We start from the raw sequence: 17004 nt of genomic DNA, 5'->3' as shown, positions 1-17004 counted from the left end.
GCCTGGAGCTCGGCGTTAGAGACTCTTCCTGCAGAAGTACCAGTCGACGTAGTCGTACCCCTGACCCTGGCGTGCCTCGGCTTCGGCATCGGTGGCGGGCGGCGGCACGATCACCGGCTCGCCCTGGTGCCAGTTTTCGGGCGTGGCCACGCCGTTGGCATCGCTGGTCTGCAGCGCCTCGACCAGACGCAGGATCTCGTCGACGGAGCGGCCGTTGGACATCGGGTAGTAGACCATGGCGCGCAGCACCCCTTCCGGATCGATCACGAAGGTGGCACGCACGGCGGCGGTATCGCTGGCGCCCGGCTGGATCATGCCGTAGGCGTTGGCGACCCGCATGCTCAGATCGGCGATGATCGGGAAGGGAATCTCGATGCCGAAATTTTCCTTGATGCTGCGCGTCCAGGCGATGTGGGCGTGCACGCTGTCGATGGAGAGGCCGAGCAGCTCGGTGTTGAGGGCCTTAAACTGGTCGGCGCGGGTCGCGAAGGCCGAGAACTCGGTGGTGCAGACCGGAGTGAAGTCGGCCGGGTGCGCGAAGAGCACCAGCCACTTGCCCTTGTAGTCGCCCAGGGACTTCACTCCTTGGGTGGTCTTGGCGGTAAAGTCCGGGGCCGGACGGTTGAGCTGAGGCATAACCGGCTGCTGTGCTGGCGTTTCCATGGTCGTTCTCCTTTGCGGGCCGTGGTGAGAAGACTCACCTTGATTACAGTTATAACTTTAGACCTAAGCAACATATAAGAACAATTGAGTCCCTCCATGGAGTCGATAGGGGGCCGGAGCGATTGCCTCAACAAAAAAGCGCCCGACTCGAAAGGAGTCGGGCGCTTCGGGGACATCGAGGGTGTCGACATCAGGGCTGGCGAGGGGACTATTTCACCTTGCAGGTGCTGATGCCAAGCAGAGAATAGGCCGGGCAGACATTGAGCAGCCCTGTAGCCAGTGGCAGCACCCCGATCCATCCCCAGACGCCGATCGTGCCGGTCAGGGCCAGCAGAATCAGCACGGCGCCGATCACGACACGGGCCGCCTTGTCGATACCGCCCACGTTGCGCTTCATGACGGACTCCTTAGGTTCGCTTGAACCACTCAGAAGGTATATACGGGAATGGCGGGGTCGCGCATCATCTGCGCCATCGGTCCCGGAGCCGCCACACCGACGCCCTCGCGCAGATCGGTCTCGCCGTATTCGCTGTTGGGCAGATAGATGGCGCAGACATCCACGCCGGCCCCTTTCTCCATCAGCATGCCCAGGATACCTTCCGGCTTGACCTGCCCAGCCGGATTGCTCGGGGGCGTATTGATCGCCTCGGCGCTCGCGAAGCCCTGGACGGCCAGATCGCCGGCGGCATCGCAGAGCAGGATGTGCAGGTCGGTGCCCTGCTGCTGCATGGCGTTGGAAAGGATCATCGCCATGCCCTGCGTCTGCAGCGAGTCGCTGGTGAGAATCACCAGGGCCTGGTCCTTGGACATGTTGCCGCCGTGGCTATCGGCGGTGGCCGCCCCGGCGAACCCGATCGTGGCGGCCGCGGCGGCCAGGGTCAGAGTCTTCTTGATGGTCATGCGCTCACCTCTTTGCGTCGTTCGTCATGACGGTCGGCGCCCCTATGGCGAAAGACCGTCGGGGAAGCGTCACTCGGCCGGGCGCCAGGCGACGTCGGGATCGATCTCATAGCTCCAGGGCAACCCGGAGTTGCGCCAGCCGTTCACTGCGCGCACTCCCTTGGAATCGCCCGCCTCGAGCTTTCCGCCCTCGAAGCCGTCTGTGACCGAGTAGACCCGATTGAAGCCCATCTCGGCGATCACATCAGCGCCGGGCGCGCTGCGGGTGGAGCCGGAGCGGCACATGACGATGATCGGATCGTCCTCGGCCACGTCCAGAGCCTCCAGCTCGGCACGCACCTGAGCCTCGAAGTCGGCATTCTTGACCATCGGCCAGGTCTTGGCGTCTGCGTTGAAATGGTCGCGATCGGCCAGTACCCAGGGCACGTGGATGTCGGTCGGCTCGGCGAAGCCGGTGAACTTGATCTCCACGGGGTCACGCACGTCGATCAGGATGGCCCGATCGTTATCCTGCATCAGCTCATAGGCCTCGCTGGCGGTAACATAGAGCCCCAGCTGCGTTTCCCGATAGGCTGCGACCTCTTCGGCCAGGGCCGGACCGGCGGCCAGCATCACCGCAAGCAGGCAACCCGCTAGACCATGCGTCTTTTTCATAACAAATACCTCTAAGCAAATAACTTTATGCACAGTCGAGCCTAGACCATGCCCGGCGCGTGCGCATGAGGCATGTCGCCGCACCTTGAGCCAGATCAAGTATTCACCCCTCATGCCCATGCCGCTCACCGCCCGGCGTGCCCGCAGTGCGGCACGGAGACAGTGCGCGTCGAGGGAGGATCAACCCCTAGAGTTCGATGCGATCACCATAGGCGGGAATCTCGGCCTCGATACCGCTCTGTTCTAGGAGCATCTGCAGCGCCCGCTGGGCGCCGGGTTCGCCGTGCACCAGGTAGGCGCGCGGCCGATGGCGGAAGGCGCCGACCCAGCCCAGCAGCTGGGTCTGGCCGGCATGGGCCGAGAAGCCGCCGATGGTGTGCACCCGCGCCTTGACCGCCAGGTCCCGGCCCATCACGCGGACCCGCTCGGCGCCGTCGACGATCTGGCGGCCCAGCGTGCCCCCCGCCTGGAAGCCGACGATCACCAGCCGGGTGCTGGGCTTCTCGAGGTTGTAGCGGAAGTGTTGGAGGATGCGTCCGCCGTTGCACATCCCGGCGCCGGCGATGATGATCGCCCCGCCGTGGATGCGGTTGATGGCCATCGACTCCTCCACCGTGCGCGTCATGCGCAGTATCGGCAGGTAGCGGTGGGTATCGCCGCTGGCGGCCACGTTGAGCACCTTGAGGTCATCGGGATCCAGGGACTTGCGGGCGCGGTGGTAGAGCTCGGTGACCTTGATCGCCATGGGGCTGTCGAGAAACACCAGCTGCTGGCGCAGCCGGCCCTCGTGATAGAGCACGCTCAGGTGGTAGAGGATCTCCTGGGTACGCCCCACGGCGAAGGCGGGAATCAGCACGTTGCCGCCCGCCGCATGGGCCTCCTCCAGCACCTGGGCGAACTCCTCGAGTGTCTCGTCGAGGGGACGGTGGTCGCGATCGCCGTAGGTGCTCTCCATCAGCACCAGATCCGCCTCGTAGAGCTTCTCGGGATCCTTCATCAGCACCGAGCTTGGGTTGCCCAGATCCCCCGAGAAGACCAGGCGCCGCGTCTGGCCGCCCGAGGGCACGGCCAGTTCGACGATGGCCGAGCCCAGGATGTGCCCGGCATCGTGGAACACCAGGGTAACGCCGCCAGAAAGCGAAACGGGCTGGCCATAGCCATGGGAGGTGCAGAGCGACAGGGTGCGCTCGACGTCCTTCAGCTCGTAGAGCGGCTCGATCAGCGGCTTGCCGTTGCGCTTGCGCCACTTGTTCTCCCACTCGACGTCCTTGGCCATGATGAAGGCGGCGTCCTGCAGCATGATCTCCAGCAGGTCGCGGGTGCCGCGGGTGCAGTGGATCGGCCCGTCATAGCCCTCGCGGACGAGCTTCGGCAGCAGCCCCGAGTGGTCGAGGTGGCCGTGGGAGAGCACCACCGCCTCGAGCTCGCCGGGCAGGCGGCCGAAGGAGCGGGCGTTGGCCGCGTCGGCGTCAGTGCCGCCCTGGTGCAGGCCGCACTCCAGCAGCAGCCGGTGGATACGACGATCGCCGTCTACCTCGAGGAGGTAGCGGGAACCGGTGACTTCCTTGACCGCACCCTGGAAGGTCAGTGTCGACATGGTCTCGCTCCCGGTGGCTGGCGTGACGGAAGCGTCGCCGCCTCGGCGGCACCCTCCCCTACTTCCAGCATAACGGACACGCGAGTCATCGGCGTCGACGCGGTATACCTAGCCGGCGTGACGGTGAAGGCTCGACCGGCGGCTCGCCCTCCCCGACCGAGCTCCGTCGGCGGCCGGCTCGCCCCGCCAGTAATCCATCCCCTCGGCCCAGCCGGCAGGGCCGGTGGCATCGCTGCGATAGAGCGATGCCTGATCCGGCGTGATCGCCAGGTCATGACAGCCACGAATCACCACCGCCTGGTCGACCGCCTCGAGCATGGCGATGTCGTTGGGGCCATCGCCCAGCGCCAGGGTCCGGGGCCGGCTGCCGCGCAGCGCCGCGAAGCGCTCTATCAGCCAGGCGACGGCGCTGCCTTTATGGCAGTCGCCGGTGACGTGCCAGAAGCGCCCGCCTCGCACCAGGCGCAGGCCATCGCCCTCGAGCCCCTCGCGGAAGGCCGCGAGGCGCTCGTCCGAATCTTCCCAGATCAGCGGCTCGCTGCCCTCGCGAAGACGCGCCAGGCGGGCCTGTGGTTCCGCCAGCCCGGTGAAGGCGACCAGCGCCTCCAGGGTCATTTCGCTCATGGTGGTGAAGCCAAGTCCCAGCCGCTCCCGCCAGACCGCGAGACGCTGACGGATGAGGCCGATGTCGACCCCCAGGGTGCGAATCGCCAGGCCATCGGGGCCGGGCCCCCGATCGAGCCGGGCATGACTCCAGGCGAGAGGCAGGCCGGCCAGGGCGCCGTTCTCGGCGATGAAGGGGGCGTCCTCGAGGCCCAGCTCACGACGCAGCGGCAGGATCTCGCTGCGGGTCTTGCTGGTCACCGGGATCACCGGCACGCCCTCGGCCTTCAGCCGGCCGAGCCAGGGCCGGGCCGGTCCCCAGTCGTAGCTGTGGTGGTCGAGCAGCGAGCCGTCCAGGTCGGTGAAGACCAGACGGGGCGGGCATGCTGGGGGCGAAGCGGCTGAGAGGGTCATGGCGGGTCCGGCTCCAGGGTGGTGGACACGTCATGTCCCATGCAGGGGGCGTGCCAGGGAACGAGCGACGCGCCCTGCCGCGGATGCGTGGACCCTCGAGGCGAAAAGCGGCCGCGCCGATGCACCAAGAGCGCACACGAAAACGCCTCGCCAGGGTGCATCCTGGCGAGGCGTAGAGGCGTCCGCGGAAGGCGGCGTCGACTCAGTGGCGGCGCGTGTCAGCCACGATAGACGGGCAGGCGGGCGCAGACCGCCTCGACCTTGGCCTTCACCTCGGCCTCGATGGCGGCGGTGTCGGAACCCTCGGCCATGACGTCGAGGATGTCGCAGATCCAGCCGGCGAGCTCCTGACACTCGGTCTCACCGAAGCCACGGGTGGTCACCGCCGGAGTGCCGAGGCGCAGGCCGGAGGTCACGAAGGGGCTCTGCGGATCGCCGGGCACGGCGTTCTTGTTGACGGTGATGTGGGCGCGGCCCAGGGCGGCGTCCGCGTCCTTGCCGGTCAGGCCCTGCTTGATCAGAGAGAGCAGGAAGAGGTGATCCTCGGTGCCGCCGGAGACGATATCGAAGCCACGCTCGATGAACACCCCGGCCATGACCTGAGCATTCTTGACCACCTGCTGCTGGTAGGCCTTGAACTCGGGCGCCATGGCCTCCTTGAAGCAGATCGCCTTGGCGGCGATGACGTGCTCCAGCGGGCCGCCCTGGCCGCCCGGGAAGACCGCGGACTGCAGCTTCTTCTCGATCGCCTCGTCACCCTCGGCAGAGAGGATCAGACCGCCGCGCGGGCCGCGCAGGGTCTTGTGGGTAGTGGTGGTGACCACGTGGGCGTGGGGCAGCGGCGTCGGGTAGACCCCGGCGGCCACCAGGCCGGCGACGTGCGCCATGTCGACCAGCAGGTAGGCGCCCACCTCGTCGGCGATCTCGCGGAACTTGGCCCAGTCGATGATCTGGGAGTAGGCGGAGAAGCCGGCGATGATCATCTTCGGCCGGTGCTCGCGTGCCAGACGCGCCACCTCGTCGTAATCGATCAGGCCGCTGTCGTTAAGGCCGTACTGGATCGCCTCGTAGTGCTTGCCGGAGAAGTTCGGCCGGGCGCCGTGGGTCAGGTGGCCGCCGGCGTCGAGGCTCATGCCGAGGATGGTGTCGCCCGGCTTGACCAGCGCCTGGAAGACGGCGCCGTTGGCCTGGGAGCCGGAGTGCGGCTGGACGTTGGCGTAGCTCGCCCCGAACAGCTCCTTGGCGTAGTCGATGGCCAGCTGCTCGACGATGTCCACGTACTCGCAGCCGCCGTAGTAGCGCTTGCCCGGATAGCCTTCCGCGTACTTGTTGGTCAGCTGGCTGCCCTGGGCCTCCATGACCCGCGGGCTCGCGTAGTTCTCGGAGGCAATCAGTTCGATGTGGGCCTCCTGACGAGCGACTTCCTTCTGCATCGCATCGAACAGGGCGTCATCGAAACCGGCAATCTGCATGTCACGGCTGAACATCGGCGGGAAACCTCGCATCACGGGAGAATCTGGGGACCACATGATACCCCAGGCCTCGGCGGCTTTCACATGAAAGCCGATCACGGGCCACCATCGAATCGTTCAAGCGCCCGGCCCTCGGCTCAGCGGCTCTCCACGCGCATCTCCAGGCGCTCCGGCAGCGCCAGGGGATCGGCGGAGAGCGCCTCGAGCTCGCTCTCGGCGGGCAGGGTCAGCGCGATGGCAAGCTCGCTGGCCTCGCCCGCCATCATCGCCACCATGCCGGAGAAGAGCGCCTCGATCTCCGGGCCGAGCATCATGCCGAACCCCTGGGCCTGGGTGCGAGCCTGCGCGAGGAATTCCGCCTCGCTCACGCCCTGGCTGGCCGCCATGATCGTCGGCAGCCGCTCGAAGAGCCCCAGATCGGTGAGCGTGGCATCGATCCGACCGCCGAGCAGGGTCAGCTCCTCCAGGCTTTCCATGCCGGCCAGGAAGTCGGCGGGCGTCACGCCTTCTGGCAGGCGCACCGGCAGGTCGGCGTCCAGCGCCCAGCCGAAGGCCTCGCCGGCGGTGAGCGTCAGCTCGCCCAGCAGGCGGCTGGCCGCCTCGCCCGACTCCCAGCGCCCGGAAGAATCGGCATCGATGCGCAGCCGCCCGCTGCCGTCGGTCAGCACGTTGCTGAGCATGCGCAGCCGCGTGCGCTCCGCCTCCGGGGCCAGGGCGATCATCCGTGCCAGGTCGAGATCCAGCGCCTCGAGCCGGAAGCCGCCCTCGCCGTCGGTCATGTCGCCATCGGCCTCGAGGGATGACAGGGACGCCACGAGCCGATCGAAATCGATGGCCAGGTCGCGCACCTCGAGGCGATCCAGTTCACGATCCTCTTCTGTGCCCGCAAGGCCGCGCAGCCCCTCCACCCGGGCGAAGGCCAGGGAGAAGGTGCCGCTGCCGAACTCGTCGTCGCCCGCGGCCTTGCCCTTCACCCCGCTGACCTCCAGGGCGTCGAGGGCATCGCGGCTCACCCCCGCGGCCTGCAGGCGCTCGATGGCGATCTGCCCGCGACCCTCGCCGAACTCACTGCCCAGCTCCTGCCCGGCGAACTCGGCGACGAGCGCCTCGACGCTGAGCCCCTCGAACGTGACGTCCGCCGGCCAGGTCTCCTCATGCAGAGGAAGGACCGCCCGGGACGGCGCGTCGAGCAGCAGCGTCTCGGCGGCGAGCCGCGACTGTTCGCGACCGGGTGTCTCCAGGCGAATGCCCTCGATGCGCACCTCGTCGGGGCGGTCGTAGTCGCCGCTGACCACGTAGCGATCGAGCCACAGCTGCTGGCCATCGGGGCCGGCGAAATGCAGGTCGTGGGCGGTGACTCGGTCGCGAATCAGCGCCTCCTCGACCTCGCCGATCGCAAGCGTGCCCTCATCGGCGAACAGGGCCCGAAGATCGGCCTCCAGCCGCTCGGTCGGGCCGCGTTCGGTCGGGCCGCGTTCGGTCGAGCCCTGTTCATCGGCCAGCGCCGGCAGGGAGATAGACAGCGACAGCGCGGCCAGCAGGGCCTGACGGGTCATCGAATGCATGGGAACACCTCTCGAACCGGGGAAAATGGAATGGAACAGGGAAACAGGGAGTAGGGAACGCTGGGTGGGGAATGCAGTAATCCGGCAGTCTAGCCGCCTCGCGCCGGCCCGGGCCAGGCTCAGCACGGCGCGGCCAGGCGCGCTTCCAGCCGGCGGTTGATCTGCTCGAACAGGGCGAGCCGCGCCCGACACTTGTCGTCGCAGGCGATCAGCGCCCACTCGGCGCCCGGCGCCTGGGTGCGGGCGAACATCTCGTCGATGGCCTCCCGGTAGTCCTCCCAGCGCGCGCGGTTACGCCAGTCCTCCTCGGTGAGTTTGTGGCGCTTGTGGGGCGCGGCGGCTCGGGCCTCGAAGCGGCGCAGCTGCTCCTCCTGGCTGATCGAGAGAAACAGCTTGCCGAGCACGGCGCCGTGGGCCAGCAGCTGACGCTCGAACTCGCGGATCTCCGCATAGGCGCGCCGCCACGCCGCCTCCGGGGCCAGCCCCTCGACCCGCTCCACCAGCACCCGGCCGTACCAGCTGCGATCGAAGAGCGCGATGCGCCCATCGGCCGGCAGGCGACGCCAGAAGCGCCAGGCCCAGGGCAGCGCCCGTTCCTCATCGCTGGGGGCGGCGATGCGGTGAACTCGGTACTGGCGGGCGTCCAGCGCCGCGGTGAGGCGATGAATGCCGCCACCCTTCCCCGCCGCGTCGAGCCCCTCGAAGGCGAGCACCACCGGGATGCGCCGGCGGGCCAGCTCCCGCGCGTTGCGGGCCAGCCGGCCCTGCGCCTCGGCGAGCGCCGCGGCGTAGCTCGGCTTCTTCAGCGGCGCACTCACCCGCGGCTCGGCATGGTGGATCGAGGGGGCCTCAAGGGCCTCGTCGACCGGCGCCTGTGCCAAGGCGCGGGGCGGGGTCGGAGCCGCGGTCAGGGTCTCGAGCAGCAGGCCCGCCAGCTGCTCGAGCTGCGCCGCTGGGTCACGGAAGGCGAGCCGGCGCCAGGGCGCGTGCTCGGCGGCCGTGGCCTCGCGCACCTCGCACCCCAGGGCGTCGATGACGCCATGCTGCTGATGGCGCTGCCAGTCGCTGGCACCGAGCTGCCAGGCGCGCGCCGGGTCGGCCTGCAGCGCCTGCATCTCGCGGTGCTGGACGGGCCGCTCGATGTCCATCCACAGCTTGAGCAGGACCACGCCCTCGGCGGCCAGCTCCGCCTCGAAGGCGCGGATCTCCGCCAGCCGATCCCGAAAGGCGCCCGGCGAGAGGCGTCGCTCGGCCCGGGCGAAGAGCGCATCGCCGTACCAGCCGTGGATAAAGATGCCGATGCGCCCGCGGTCGGGCAGGCGGCGCCAGAAGCGCCACCAGTAGGGACGCTCCTGCTCCTCGCTGCTGGGCGCCAGGGCGTGCACCTCGGTGTGGCGGTTCTCCAGCCAGTGATCGAGCTCGTTGACCAGCCGCCCCTTGTGGGTGACGGCGTGGCCGGTCAGCAGCACGATCACCGAGCGCTCCCGGCGACGCACGAGGTCGAGCTGGGCCTCCAGCAGGCGGGCGCGCAGGGTGTGGGTCGTCATCGTCACCTCAGGCCTCGCCGAGCAGGCCGAGGCTCGCCGCCGGGGCCTGGCGACGCAGGCCCCGGGAGAGCAGGTGGCCGATGACGCCGATCAGCACGGCCCCCGCCAGCGGCAGGGTCAGCCACAGCCCCCAGTGGAAGCGCGGCGCCAGGTCGAACCAGGCGAGATAGATGCCGGCGGCGGCGAGCTCCGCCAGCAGGGCGCCCATCAGGCCGCTGGCGAAGCCGAGCACGGCGAACTCGGCCGCCTGCATCCGCGAGAGCAGCCGATTGCCGGCGCCAAACACCCGCAGCAGGCCGCTTTCGTGGGCCCGCACCGGCAGGCTCGCCGTCAGCGACGCGTAGAGCACGCTGATGCCGGCCAGCAGCACGAAGCCGAGCACCAGCTCCACCGCCCGGGTGACCTGGGTCAGCACCTCGCGTACCTGGCCGAGGATCGCCTCCACGTCGAGCAGGGTGACCCCGGGGAACTCGCGCACCAGCTCACGCAGCAGGTCGCGGTCGTCGTCGCCGAGGTGGAAGGCGGTGATGAAGCTGTGGCCGAAACGCTCCAGCACCCCGGGCGGGAAGATCACGTAGAAGTTGGGCCGGAAGCTCTCCCAGTCGAGGCTGCGCAGGCTCGTCACCTCGCCAATCACCTCGTTGCTGCCGATGGTGAAGGTCAGATGATCGCCGAGATCTAGGCCGAGTCGCGCGGCCAGGCCGTCTTCCACGGAGATCGGCACCGCCGAGTCGTCTGCACTCGAGGCGTCGGCCGCCGACCGCGGTTCGGCGGCGACCTCGTCGAGCCAGCCCGACGGCTCGCCGGCCGCGAACCACTGCCCGGCCACCACCCGGTTACCCTCGGGCAGGGTCTCGCGCCAGGTCAGGTTGAGCTCGCGGCGCAGGGCGTTGTCGCCACGCGACTCGGCCGGCACGACCTCCTGGGGGATCTCGCCGTCGATGGCGCTGATGCGCCCCCGGACCATGGGATAGAGGGCGCTGCGCGCGTCCGCGGCGCCGGCCAGGGCGGTCTCGAAGGCGTCCCGCTCCTGGGGCTGGATGTTGATGGCGAAGTGGTTGGGCGTATCCGCCGGCAGCTGGGCCTGCCAGGTGCTGAGCAGGTCGCCACGCACCAGGGCGATCATCGCCACGGCGAAGAAGGTTACCGAGAAGGCCAGCAGCTGGCCGAGGCTCGCCCGGCGTCGCCGCGCCAGCTGCTGGCCCCCGAGGCGCACGGCCGTGATCAGCCCCTCCGCCTTGCCACCCTCCCGTGGCAGGCGCGCGGTGGCGCGCAGCACCAGGGCCAGCAGCATTCCGCCGAGCCCCCAGAGCACCGCCAGCATCACCAGGCCGCCCAGCAGCAGGCCGGCCGCGAGCCCCGGATCGCCGGAGTAGAGCCACAGCAGGCCGCCGAAGACCAGCGCGGCGAAGCCCACCACCAGCCAGGCCGAGGGCGGCAGCGGGTCGAGCTCGCGGCGCAGTACCTTGAGGGCGCTGACGCGCTTCAGGCGCAGCAGGGTGGGTCCGGCGAAACCGACCAGCACCGCCAGAGCGGTGAACACCCCGAGCCACAGCGGCAACAGCCCCGGGGCGGGTAGGCTGAACGGCAGGAAGGCCGCGAGCAGCCGCACCAGCAGCGCCTGACCGGCCAGCCCCAGCAGCGCGCCCAGCGCCGAGGCCGCCAGCGCCAGCCAGGCCAGCTGCAGCACGAACAGCCGCAGCAGCTCCCGCTGGGTGGCGCCGAAGCAGCGCAGCAGCGCCGCAGTATCCAGGTGGCGGTCGACGTAGCGGCGGGTCGACATGGCCACGGCGACCCCGGCCAGCAGCACCGCCGCGAGCCCCGCCAGGCCCAGGTACTTCTCGGCCCTCGCCAGGGCATTGCCCAGCGAGGGACGGTCGCGGCGCACGTCGCGCACCTCCACGCCCTCGCGGCGCAGCCGCTCGAGCAGCGGCTCTACCCGCGCCACCGCCTCGGCGCTGCCGGCGGCCAGCAGTTCGAACTCCACCCGCGAGCCCTCCTGCACAAGGCCGGTAGCGTCCAGGTCGTCGACGTGCATCATCAGCCGTGGATTGAAGCTGCCGAAGCCGGCCGACTGGTCGGGCTCGCGTTCGATGATCCCGCCAACCGCAAGCTCGGTCTGGCCCAGGCGGATGCGATCGCCCACCTCGAGCTCCATCAGCAGCGCCAGGCGCGGCGCCACCCAGGCCTCGCCCGGCGCCGGGCCGCGGGGCAGCGCCTCGATGCCGTCGCCGCGATCCACCCGGGCCGTGCCGTAGTGGGGATAGACGCTATCGACGACCTTGAGGCTCGCCGGCTGGAAGGCGTCGCCGCGGCTGACCATGGAGACCATGTCGACCTGGTCGGAGAGCGTCAGGCCCGCTTCCTCGAGGGCCTCGCGGATCTCGGCGCCGAAGGGGCGCCCCTGCTCCAGCACCACGTCGCCGCCGGAGAGCTGGCCGGCCTGACGGGTCAGGCCGCGGTCGAGGCGGTCGAGGAAGAAGCCGATCATGGTGGAGGCCGCCACGGCCAGCGCCAGGGCCAGCGCCAGGGCCCGCACGTCGGAGGCGCGCAGGTCGCGGATCAGGCCGCGCGCCGAGAGGCGCAGCAGGGTCGGCCAGGCGGTGCGACTCATGCCATCACCTCCTCGGGGGCCATCTCGACCAGCCGGCCGCCCTCCAGGCGCAGGCAGCGATCGCAGCGCCGCGCCAGGGCGTGGTCATGGGTCACCAGCACCAGGGTGGTGCCGGCTTCGCGGTTGAGGGAGAAGAGCGCCTCGATGATGCGCTCGCCGGTGATTGGGTCCAGGTTGCCGGTGGGCTCGTCGGCGAACACCAGGTCGGCCCCGGTGACGAAGGCCCGGGCCAGGGCCACGCGCTGCTGCTCGCCGCCGGAGAGCTGCTTGGGCAGGTGGTCCAGGCGCTCGCCGAGGCCGACGCGCTCGAGCCACTCCCGGGCCCGCGCCTCGGCGCCGGGGCTCGGCGAGAGCTCCAGCGGCAGCAGCACGTTCTCCAACGCGGTCAGGGTGGGCAGCAGCTGGAAGTTCTGGAACACGAAGCCCACCCGCCCGGCGCGCAGCGAGGCTCGGCCATCCTCGTCGAGGGCACGCAGCGACTGGCCGAACAGCGCCAGCTCCCCGCCGCTCGGCGTGTCCAGCCCCGCCAGCAGCCCCAGCAGGGTCGACTTGCCGGCCCCGCTCTGGCCGAGGATCGCCACGCTTTCGCCGGGGAACACCGAGAGGCAGAGACCACTCAGAATGGTCAGCCGCCGCTCGCCGCTCTCGACCTGCTTGGAGAGCGCGTCGGCGTGTAGAATCGGGTCGATATCCGGGCGAGAGGAGATGGACATGGCGAAGGGCTTCCCTGTGAATGCGTTCGGCCGGCAGGCGGCACTGACGATCTCCGCGCTATGGCTGGCGCTTGCGCTGATGCTGGCCGGCGGGTCGGCGCTGGCGGCGTCGCAACCGGTGGTGCTGGTGATGGGCGACAGCCTGAGCGCGGCCTACGGCATCGAGCAGCGGGCCGGCTGGGTCAGTCTGCTGCAGACCCGCCTGGACGGAAAGGCGCGGGTCGTCAACGCCAGCATCAGCGGCGAGACCACAAGCGGCGCCGCCGCCCGGCTTCCCGACCTTCTCGGACAGCATCGCCCCGAGATCGTTGTCCTCGAGCTCGGCGGCAACGACGGCCTGCGCGGTCTGCCGCCGGGCCAGATGCGCGCCAACCTGGCGCAGATGATCGAGCAAAGCCAGGCGGCGAACGCCGAGGTGCTGCTGCTCGGCATCGACATCCCGCCCAACTACGGCCGAGCCTACCGCGACGCCTTTACCGGGGTCTTCACGCGGCTCGCCGACGAACATGACCTGCCGCTGGTGCCCTTCCTGCTCGAGGGCATCGCGCTGGAGGACGAGCTGATGCAGGACGACGGCATCCACCCCACCGCCGCCGCCCAGCCGCGAATTCTCGAGAACGTCTGGCCCGCGCTCGCGCCGCTGCTCGAACAGAGCGGCGTGGCGCAGGCCGCGCTCGCTCAGGACTGAGCCGCGGGCGCGGGGCTCTTCTGCCACTGCTGCAGCCCCAGGCCGCCCAGTATCAGCACCAGGCCCACCAGGGTGGAGGGCAGGATCGGCTCGCCGACCACCAAGAAGAGCAGCAGCAGCGAGACCGGCGGCGAGAGGAAGATCAGGTTCGAGACCTTCGCCGTCCGCGACACCTTGTGCACCGCCAGCTGCCAGAGCACGAAGGCGATGCCCATCTCGAACAGCCCCACGTAGACCCCGGCGCCGAGCCCCGCCCAGCCGTGCCATTCGAAGCCAGGCCCGAGCACCAGCAGAAGCGTCAGCACCGGTACCCCGACGCTGAAGTTCTGCCACTGGCCGACCAGCGCCGGGCGACGATCCCGGGCGTTGAGCAGCCAGTAGAGCGCCCAGAGCAGCGTCGAGGCGAGCGCCAGGCCGACCCCCAGCGGATCGGCGAAGGCCACGTCGAAGACCGCCCCGCGCGTGGCTATGACCCATACGCCCGCGTAGGCGATCAGGCCGGCGATCACGTCCATGCGGGTCAGCCGCTGACCGAGAATCGGCACGGCCAGAAAGGCCATGGCCAGCGCCCAGGTGTAGTTGAGCGCCATCGCCTCCTGGCCCGGCAGGCGGTCGTAGGCGGCGAAGAGCACCAGATAGTAGGCCACCGGGTTCATCAGCCCCGCCCAGGCCGCGGTGCGCCAGCCGCGCCTGAGCGCCTGGCGCATCAGGCCCTGACGCGCCACCAGCACGCCCATCAGCGCCCAGGAGACCAGCGAGGCGAGCCACATCAGCTCCAGCGGCGACATGTAGGCGAGTGCGACCTTGAAGGCGGTGGCCACGGTGGACCAGAGCGCCACCGCGCCCAGGCCGAAGAGCATCGCCTGACGGTCTTGAGCCATGATCGACGGACTCATCGGTCGATGTGCCCGAGATCACGTTCGGGGTCGAGGCGATCGCGGACCGCCTGCTTGAGCGCCTTGACGTCGGGGAAGCCCCCGTCGCGCTTGCGCTCCCAGAGGGAGGCCTCGTCGAGGAAGATCTCGAAATAGCCCCCGTGGGCGGGCACCAGCTCGACCCCGGCCAGCTCCTCACCGAAGGTCGACAGCAGCTCCTGGGCATACCAGGCGCTGCGCAGCAGCCACTGGCACTGAGTGCAGTAGTGAATTCTGATGCGTGACATGGGACCTCGTGTGTCGCGACAATGGTGGCATCGATGATAACAGCCAGGGAGTTGTGATGGCCGGCCCCGAGATCAGCCAGACCCGCCTCTATGAGTGGCTCACCGGCGACGATGACAGCCGGATGTGCCGGGACATCCCCGACGAGGCCTGCCAGGAGCAGCCGCGCAACTTCTTCCTGCACCTCGCCGCTTCGCTGGGCAACAAGCTGGCCGATGAGCTTGCCAGCGCCAGGCTGGTGCTGCCCTGGCTCTTGGGAATGATTGGCGCGCCGTTGTGGATGGTCGGCCTGCTGGTGCCGATCCGCGAGGCCGGGGCGTTGCTGCCGCAGGTGTTCATCGCCGGCTTCATTCGCCTCAAGCCCGAACGCAAGTGGGCCTGGGTGCTCGGCGGGGTGCTCCAGGCGATCGCCGCCGGGCTGCTCGCCCTGCTGGCCCTGTTCGGCCAGGGCGGCGTCGGCGGGGCGCTGGTGCTGGCGGCGCTGGTGGTACTCTCGCTGGCCCGGGGGATCTCGTCGATCGCCACCAAGGACGTGCTGGGCAAGACCATCGCCAAGCAGCGCCGCGGCACCCTGATGGGCTGGAGCGGCAGCGTGGCGGGGGGCGTCACCCTGGCCGCCGGCGGCGTGCTGGTGCTGCTCGGCGACCGCCCCGGCGAGCTGGCGCTCGCCGCGCTGCTCGGCGTCGCGGCGCTGGGCTGGGCCGTCAATGCGTTCTGCGCGGCGCGCATCGAGGAGGTTCCGGGTGCCGTGGAGGGCGGCGAGAACGCCTGGGACAGCATCAAGACGGGCCTGCACCTGCTGCGCGACGACCATGACTTCCTGCACTTCAATATCGCCCGCGCCCTGCTGCTGGCCAGCGCCCTGGCGCTGCCCTACGTGGCGCTGCTGGGCCAGCAGCAGAGCGGCACCGAGCTCGGCGGGCTGGGCATCCTGATCGTGGTCTCGGGGCTGGCCGGCATGCTGGCAAGCCCGCTGTGGGGCAAGCGCGCCGACGCCTCGAGCCGGCGGGTGATGCGCGACGGGGGCCTGGGGACCGCCGTCGGCTGCCTGCTCGGAGCGGCCTTCGCCTGGCTGCCCGGCGCCTGGAGCGAGACCGTTTGGCCCTATGCGCTGGTCTATGCGCTGCTGGTGATCGTCCACTCTGGCGTGCGGCTGGGGCGCAAGACCTATGTCGTCGACATGGCCGGGGCCGACAACCGGGCCCTCTATGTGGCACTCTCCAATACGCTCACCGGCGTGCTGATGCTGGCCGTGGGTGGCATCGTGGGCCTGCTGGCCCAGTGGCTCGGCAGCGCCGGTCTGCTGGCCGTGCTGGCCCTGATGGGCCTGGCCGCCGCCGCCAGCGCGCAGCGCCTGCCCGAGGTGGAGTGATCATCGCGCCGAGAGGCGCGTTGAAATCCGGCCGTCGGCTAGCCATGATACTGCTAATATCCCCGCCCCCGCCGACGCCTGGATGCGCGCCGGGGCACCGCGACAGGAAGCCCCTGCATGAAACGATCCCCGCTGATCAGCCCGGAACTGCTGGAACGCATCGTCGATGCCTCTGAGGATGGCATCGTGGTCGCCGAGCAGGAGGGCGACGAGAATATCCTGATCTACGTCAACCAGGGCTTCGAGCGCCTCACCGGCTACAGCGCCGATGAGATTCTCTATCAGGATTGCCGCTTCCTGCAGAACGAGGATCGCGACCAGCCCGGGCTCGACGCCATCCGCCGCGCCATCAAGGAGGGACGCCCCTGCCGAGAGGTGCTGCGCAACTACAGGAAGGACGGCACCCTGTTCTACAACGAGCTCTCCATCACGCCGGTGCACGACGAGGACGACAACCTCAACTACTACATCGGCGTGCAGAAGGACGTGACCGAGCGCGTCGAGGCGCAGCTGGAGCTCGAGCGGATCAAGGCCGAACACGGCCTCTCCTGAGCCGCCCCGCGGCCCGCTCCCTCGGGACGACCCACGAGCCACAAGGCGCCGGCGAAAAAAAACCGCCCGGGGCTTGCCCTCCTCCCGCCGTGACGATATATAGCCAGCAGGCAACACGCATTGCCGCTGGCGCTTCAGGTTCCACCTCGGGGACGCGAAGCGAATGATCGCTGTGCCGACGGCGCTGACCCTCGGCCCGGGCCATGGGAGGACATCGCATGAGCCATGAACCCCTTCTCGATACCCCCTTCGACGACGACCAGGACTACCTGAGCGCGGTCAACGACGAACCCGCCGACGCGCGCCCCGCGAGTCGCGCCGAGACCCTCCAGGCCCGCCGCCGCGTGGAGGCGCTGATCGAGGAGCGTCGCCTGCGACGCGCCATAGAGGATGACTGGCGGCTCGAGGAAGAGGAAGAATAACCCCGTCGCCGCGGCCCGGGGAGACTGGCCTTTGCCGCCCTCGGGCTCTATCATCGTGGCCACCGAAA

Annotated in this window: 17 protein-coding genes; 4 read left to right on the top strand and 13 right to left on the bottom strand. The window is 69.6% G+C overall.

The window, feature by feature from the left end; all coding sequences use genetic code 11:
• Positions 1 to 15 precede the first annotated feature (15 nt).
• The 11 genes from RSO68_RS09585 to RSO68_RS09535 form a co-directional block, all read right to left on the bottom strand.
• A complete protein-coding gene (locus RSO68_RS09585) occupies positions 16 to 663 on the bottom strand; it encodes a peroxiredoxin (RefSeq protein WP_089848384.1) in 648 nt (215 codons plus the stop codon).
• 208 nt (positions 664 to 871) lie between these two features.
• On the bottom strand, positions 872 to 1060 hold the full coding sequence (locus RSO68_RS09580) for a YgaP family membrane protein (RefSeq protein ID WP_089848381.1): 189 nt from the start codon (positions 1058 to 1060) through the stop codon (positions 872 to 874).
• A gap of 29 nt (positions 1061 to 1089) precedes the next feature.
• On the bottom strand, positions 1090 to 1563 hold the full coding sequence (locus tag RSO68_RS09575) for a hypothetical protein (protein WP_089848379.1): 474 nt from the start codon (positions 1561 to 1563) through the stop codon (positions 1090 to 1092).
• A gap of 69 nt (positions 1564 to 1632) precedes the next feature.
• The gene (locus tag RSO68_RS09570; RefSeq protein WP_315586434.1) at positions 1633 to 2217 is read right to left on the bottom strand and encodes a rhodanese-like domain-containing protein; all 585 of its coding nucleotides are present in this window, start codon (positions 2215 to 2217) and stop codon (positions 1633 to 1635) included.
• A 187-nt stretch (positions 2218 to 2404) separates the two neighbouring features.
• Positions 2405 to 3814, bottom strand: a complete 1410-nt coding sequence (locus tag RSO68_RS09565; RefSeq protein WP_315586433.1) for an MBL fold metallo-hydrolase — start codon at positions 3812 to 3814, stop codon at positions 2405 to 2407.
• Positions 3815 to 3922: 108 nt separating this feature from the next.
• Positions 3923 to 4831, bottom strand: coding sequence for an HAD-IIB family hydrolase (locus RSO68_RS09560; protein ID WP_089848373.1), 909 nt, complete (start codon positions 4829 to 4831; stop codon positions 3923 to 3925).
• A gap of 218 nt (positions 4832 to 5049) precedes the next feature.
• Positions 5050 to 6318 carry a serine hydroxymethyltransferase gene (gene glyA / locus RSO68_RS09555; RefSeq protein ID WP_315586432.1) on the bottom strand — a complete coding sequence of 423 codons (1269 nt, stop codon included), beginning with the start codon at positions 6316 to 6318 and terminating at the stop codon, positions 5050 to 5052.
• A 122-nt stretch (positions 6319 to 6440) separates the two neighbouring features.
• A complete protein-coding gene (locus RSO68_RS09550) occupies positions 6441 to 7868 on the bottom strand; it encodes a hypothetical protein (RefSeq protein WP_315586431.1) in 1428 nt (475 codons plus the stop codon).
• A gap of 119 nt (positions 7869 to 7987) precedes the next feature.
• Complete coding sequence (locus RSO68_RS09545) at positions 7988 to 9415, bottom strand: polyphosphate kinase (protein WP_315586430.1); 1428 nt, start codon at positions 9413 to 9415, stop codon at positions 7988 to 7990.
• A 7-nt stretch (positions 9416 to 9422) separates the two neighbouring features.
• Positions 9423 to 12029: an ABC transporter permease gene (locus tag RSO68_RS09540; RefSeq protein WP_315586429.1), complete on the bottom strand. Its 2607-nt coding sequence runs from the start codon at positions 12027 to 12029 to the stop codon at positions 9423 to 9425.
• Positions 12026 to 12742: an ABC transporter ATP-binding protein gene (locus RSO68_RS09535; RefSeq protein ID WP_315586428.1), complete on the bottom strand. Its 717-nt coding sequence runs from the start codon at positions 12740 to 12742 to the stop codon at positions 12026 to 12028. Before RSO68_RS09535 ends, RSO68_RS09540 begins: the two co-directional genes overlap by 4 nt.
• On the opposite strand from RSO68_RS09535, the gene RSO68_RS09530 reads away from it, so the two are divergent.
• The gene (locus tag RSO68_RS09530) at positions 12741 to 13430 is read left to right on the top strand and encodes an arylesterase (protein WP_315586427.1); all 690 of its coding nucleotides are present in this window, start codon (positions 12741 to 12743) and stop codon (positions 13428 to 13430) included. The genes RSO68_RS09535 and RSO68_RS09530 overlap by 2 nt on opposite strands.
• Here RSO68_RS09530 and RSO68_RS09525 read toward each other — a convergent pair.
• Complete coding sequence (locus RSO68_RS09525) at positions 13421 to 14311, bottom strand: DMT family transporter (RefSeq protein WP_315586426.1); 891 nt, start codon at positions 14309 to 14311, stop codon at positions 13421 to 13423. The two genes, RSO68_RS09530 and RSO68_RS09525, sit on opposite strands and share 10 nt — an antisense overlap.
• Before the next feature lie 11 nt (positions 14312 to 14322).
• A complete protein-coding gene (locus tag RSO68_RS09520; protein ID WP_089848357.1) occupies positions 14323 to 14592 on the bottom strand; it encodes a SelT/SelW/SelH family protein in 270 nt (89 codons plus the stop codon).
• A gap of 56 nt (positions 14593 to 14648) precedes the next feature.
• Between RSO68_RS09520 and RSO68_RS09515 the strand changes: the two genes are divergently transcribed.
• From RSO68_RS09515 to RSO68_RS09505, 3 genes are all read left to right on the top strand, one after another.
• Positions 14649 to 15962 (top strand): MFS transporter, encoded by a 1314-nt coding sequence (locus RSO68_RS09515; protein ID WP_315586425.1) that lies wholly within the window; start codon positions 14649 to 14651, stop codon positions 15960 to 15962.
• A 117-nt stretch (positions 15963 to 16079) separates the two neighbouring features.
• Positions 16080 to 16514 (top strand): PAS domain-containing protein, encoded by a 435-nt coding sequence (locus tag RSO68_RS09510; RefSeq protein ID WP_089848353.1) that lies wholly within the window; start codon positions 16080 to 16082, stop codon positions 16512 to 16514.
• Positions 16515 to 16732: 218 nt separating this feature from the next.
• Positions 16733 to 16936, top strand: coding sequence for a PA3496 family putative envelope integrity protein (locus RSO68_RS09505; RefSeq protein WP_089848351.1), 204 nt, complete (start codon positions 16733 to 16735; stop codon positions 16934 to 16936).
• The last annotated feature ends 68 nt before the right edge of the window (positions 16937 to 17004 follow it).

It is taken from the genome of Halomonas saccharevitans, assembly GCF_032333995.1.
In the GTDB taxonomy this organism is placed as follows: domain Bacteria; phylum Pseudomonadota; class Gammaproteobacteria; order Pseudomonadales; family Halomonadaceae; genus Halomonas; species Halomonas saccharevitans.
This window is presented reverse-complemented; position numbering and strand designations above follow the sequence as displayed.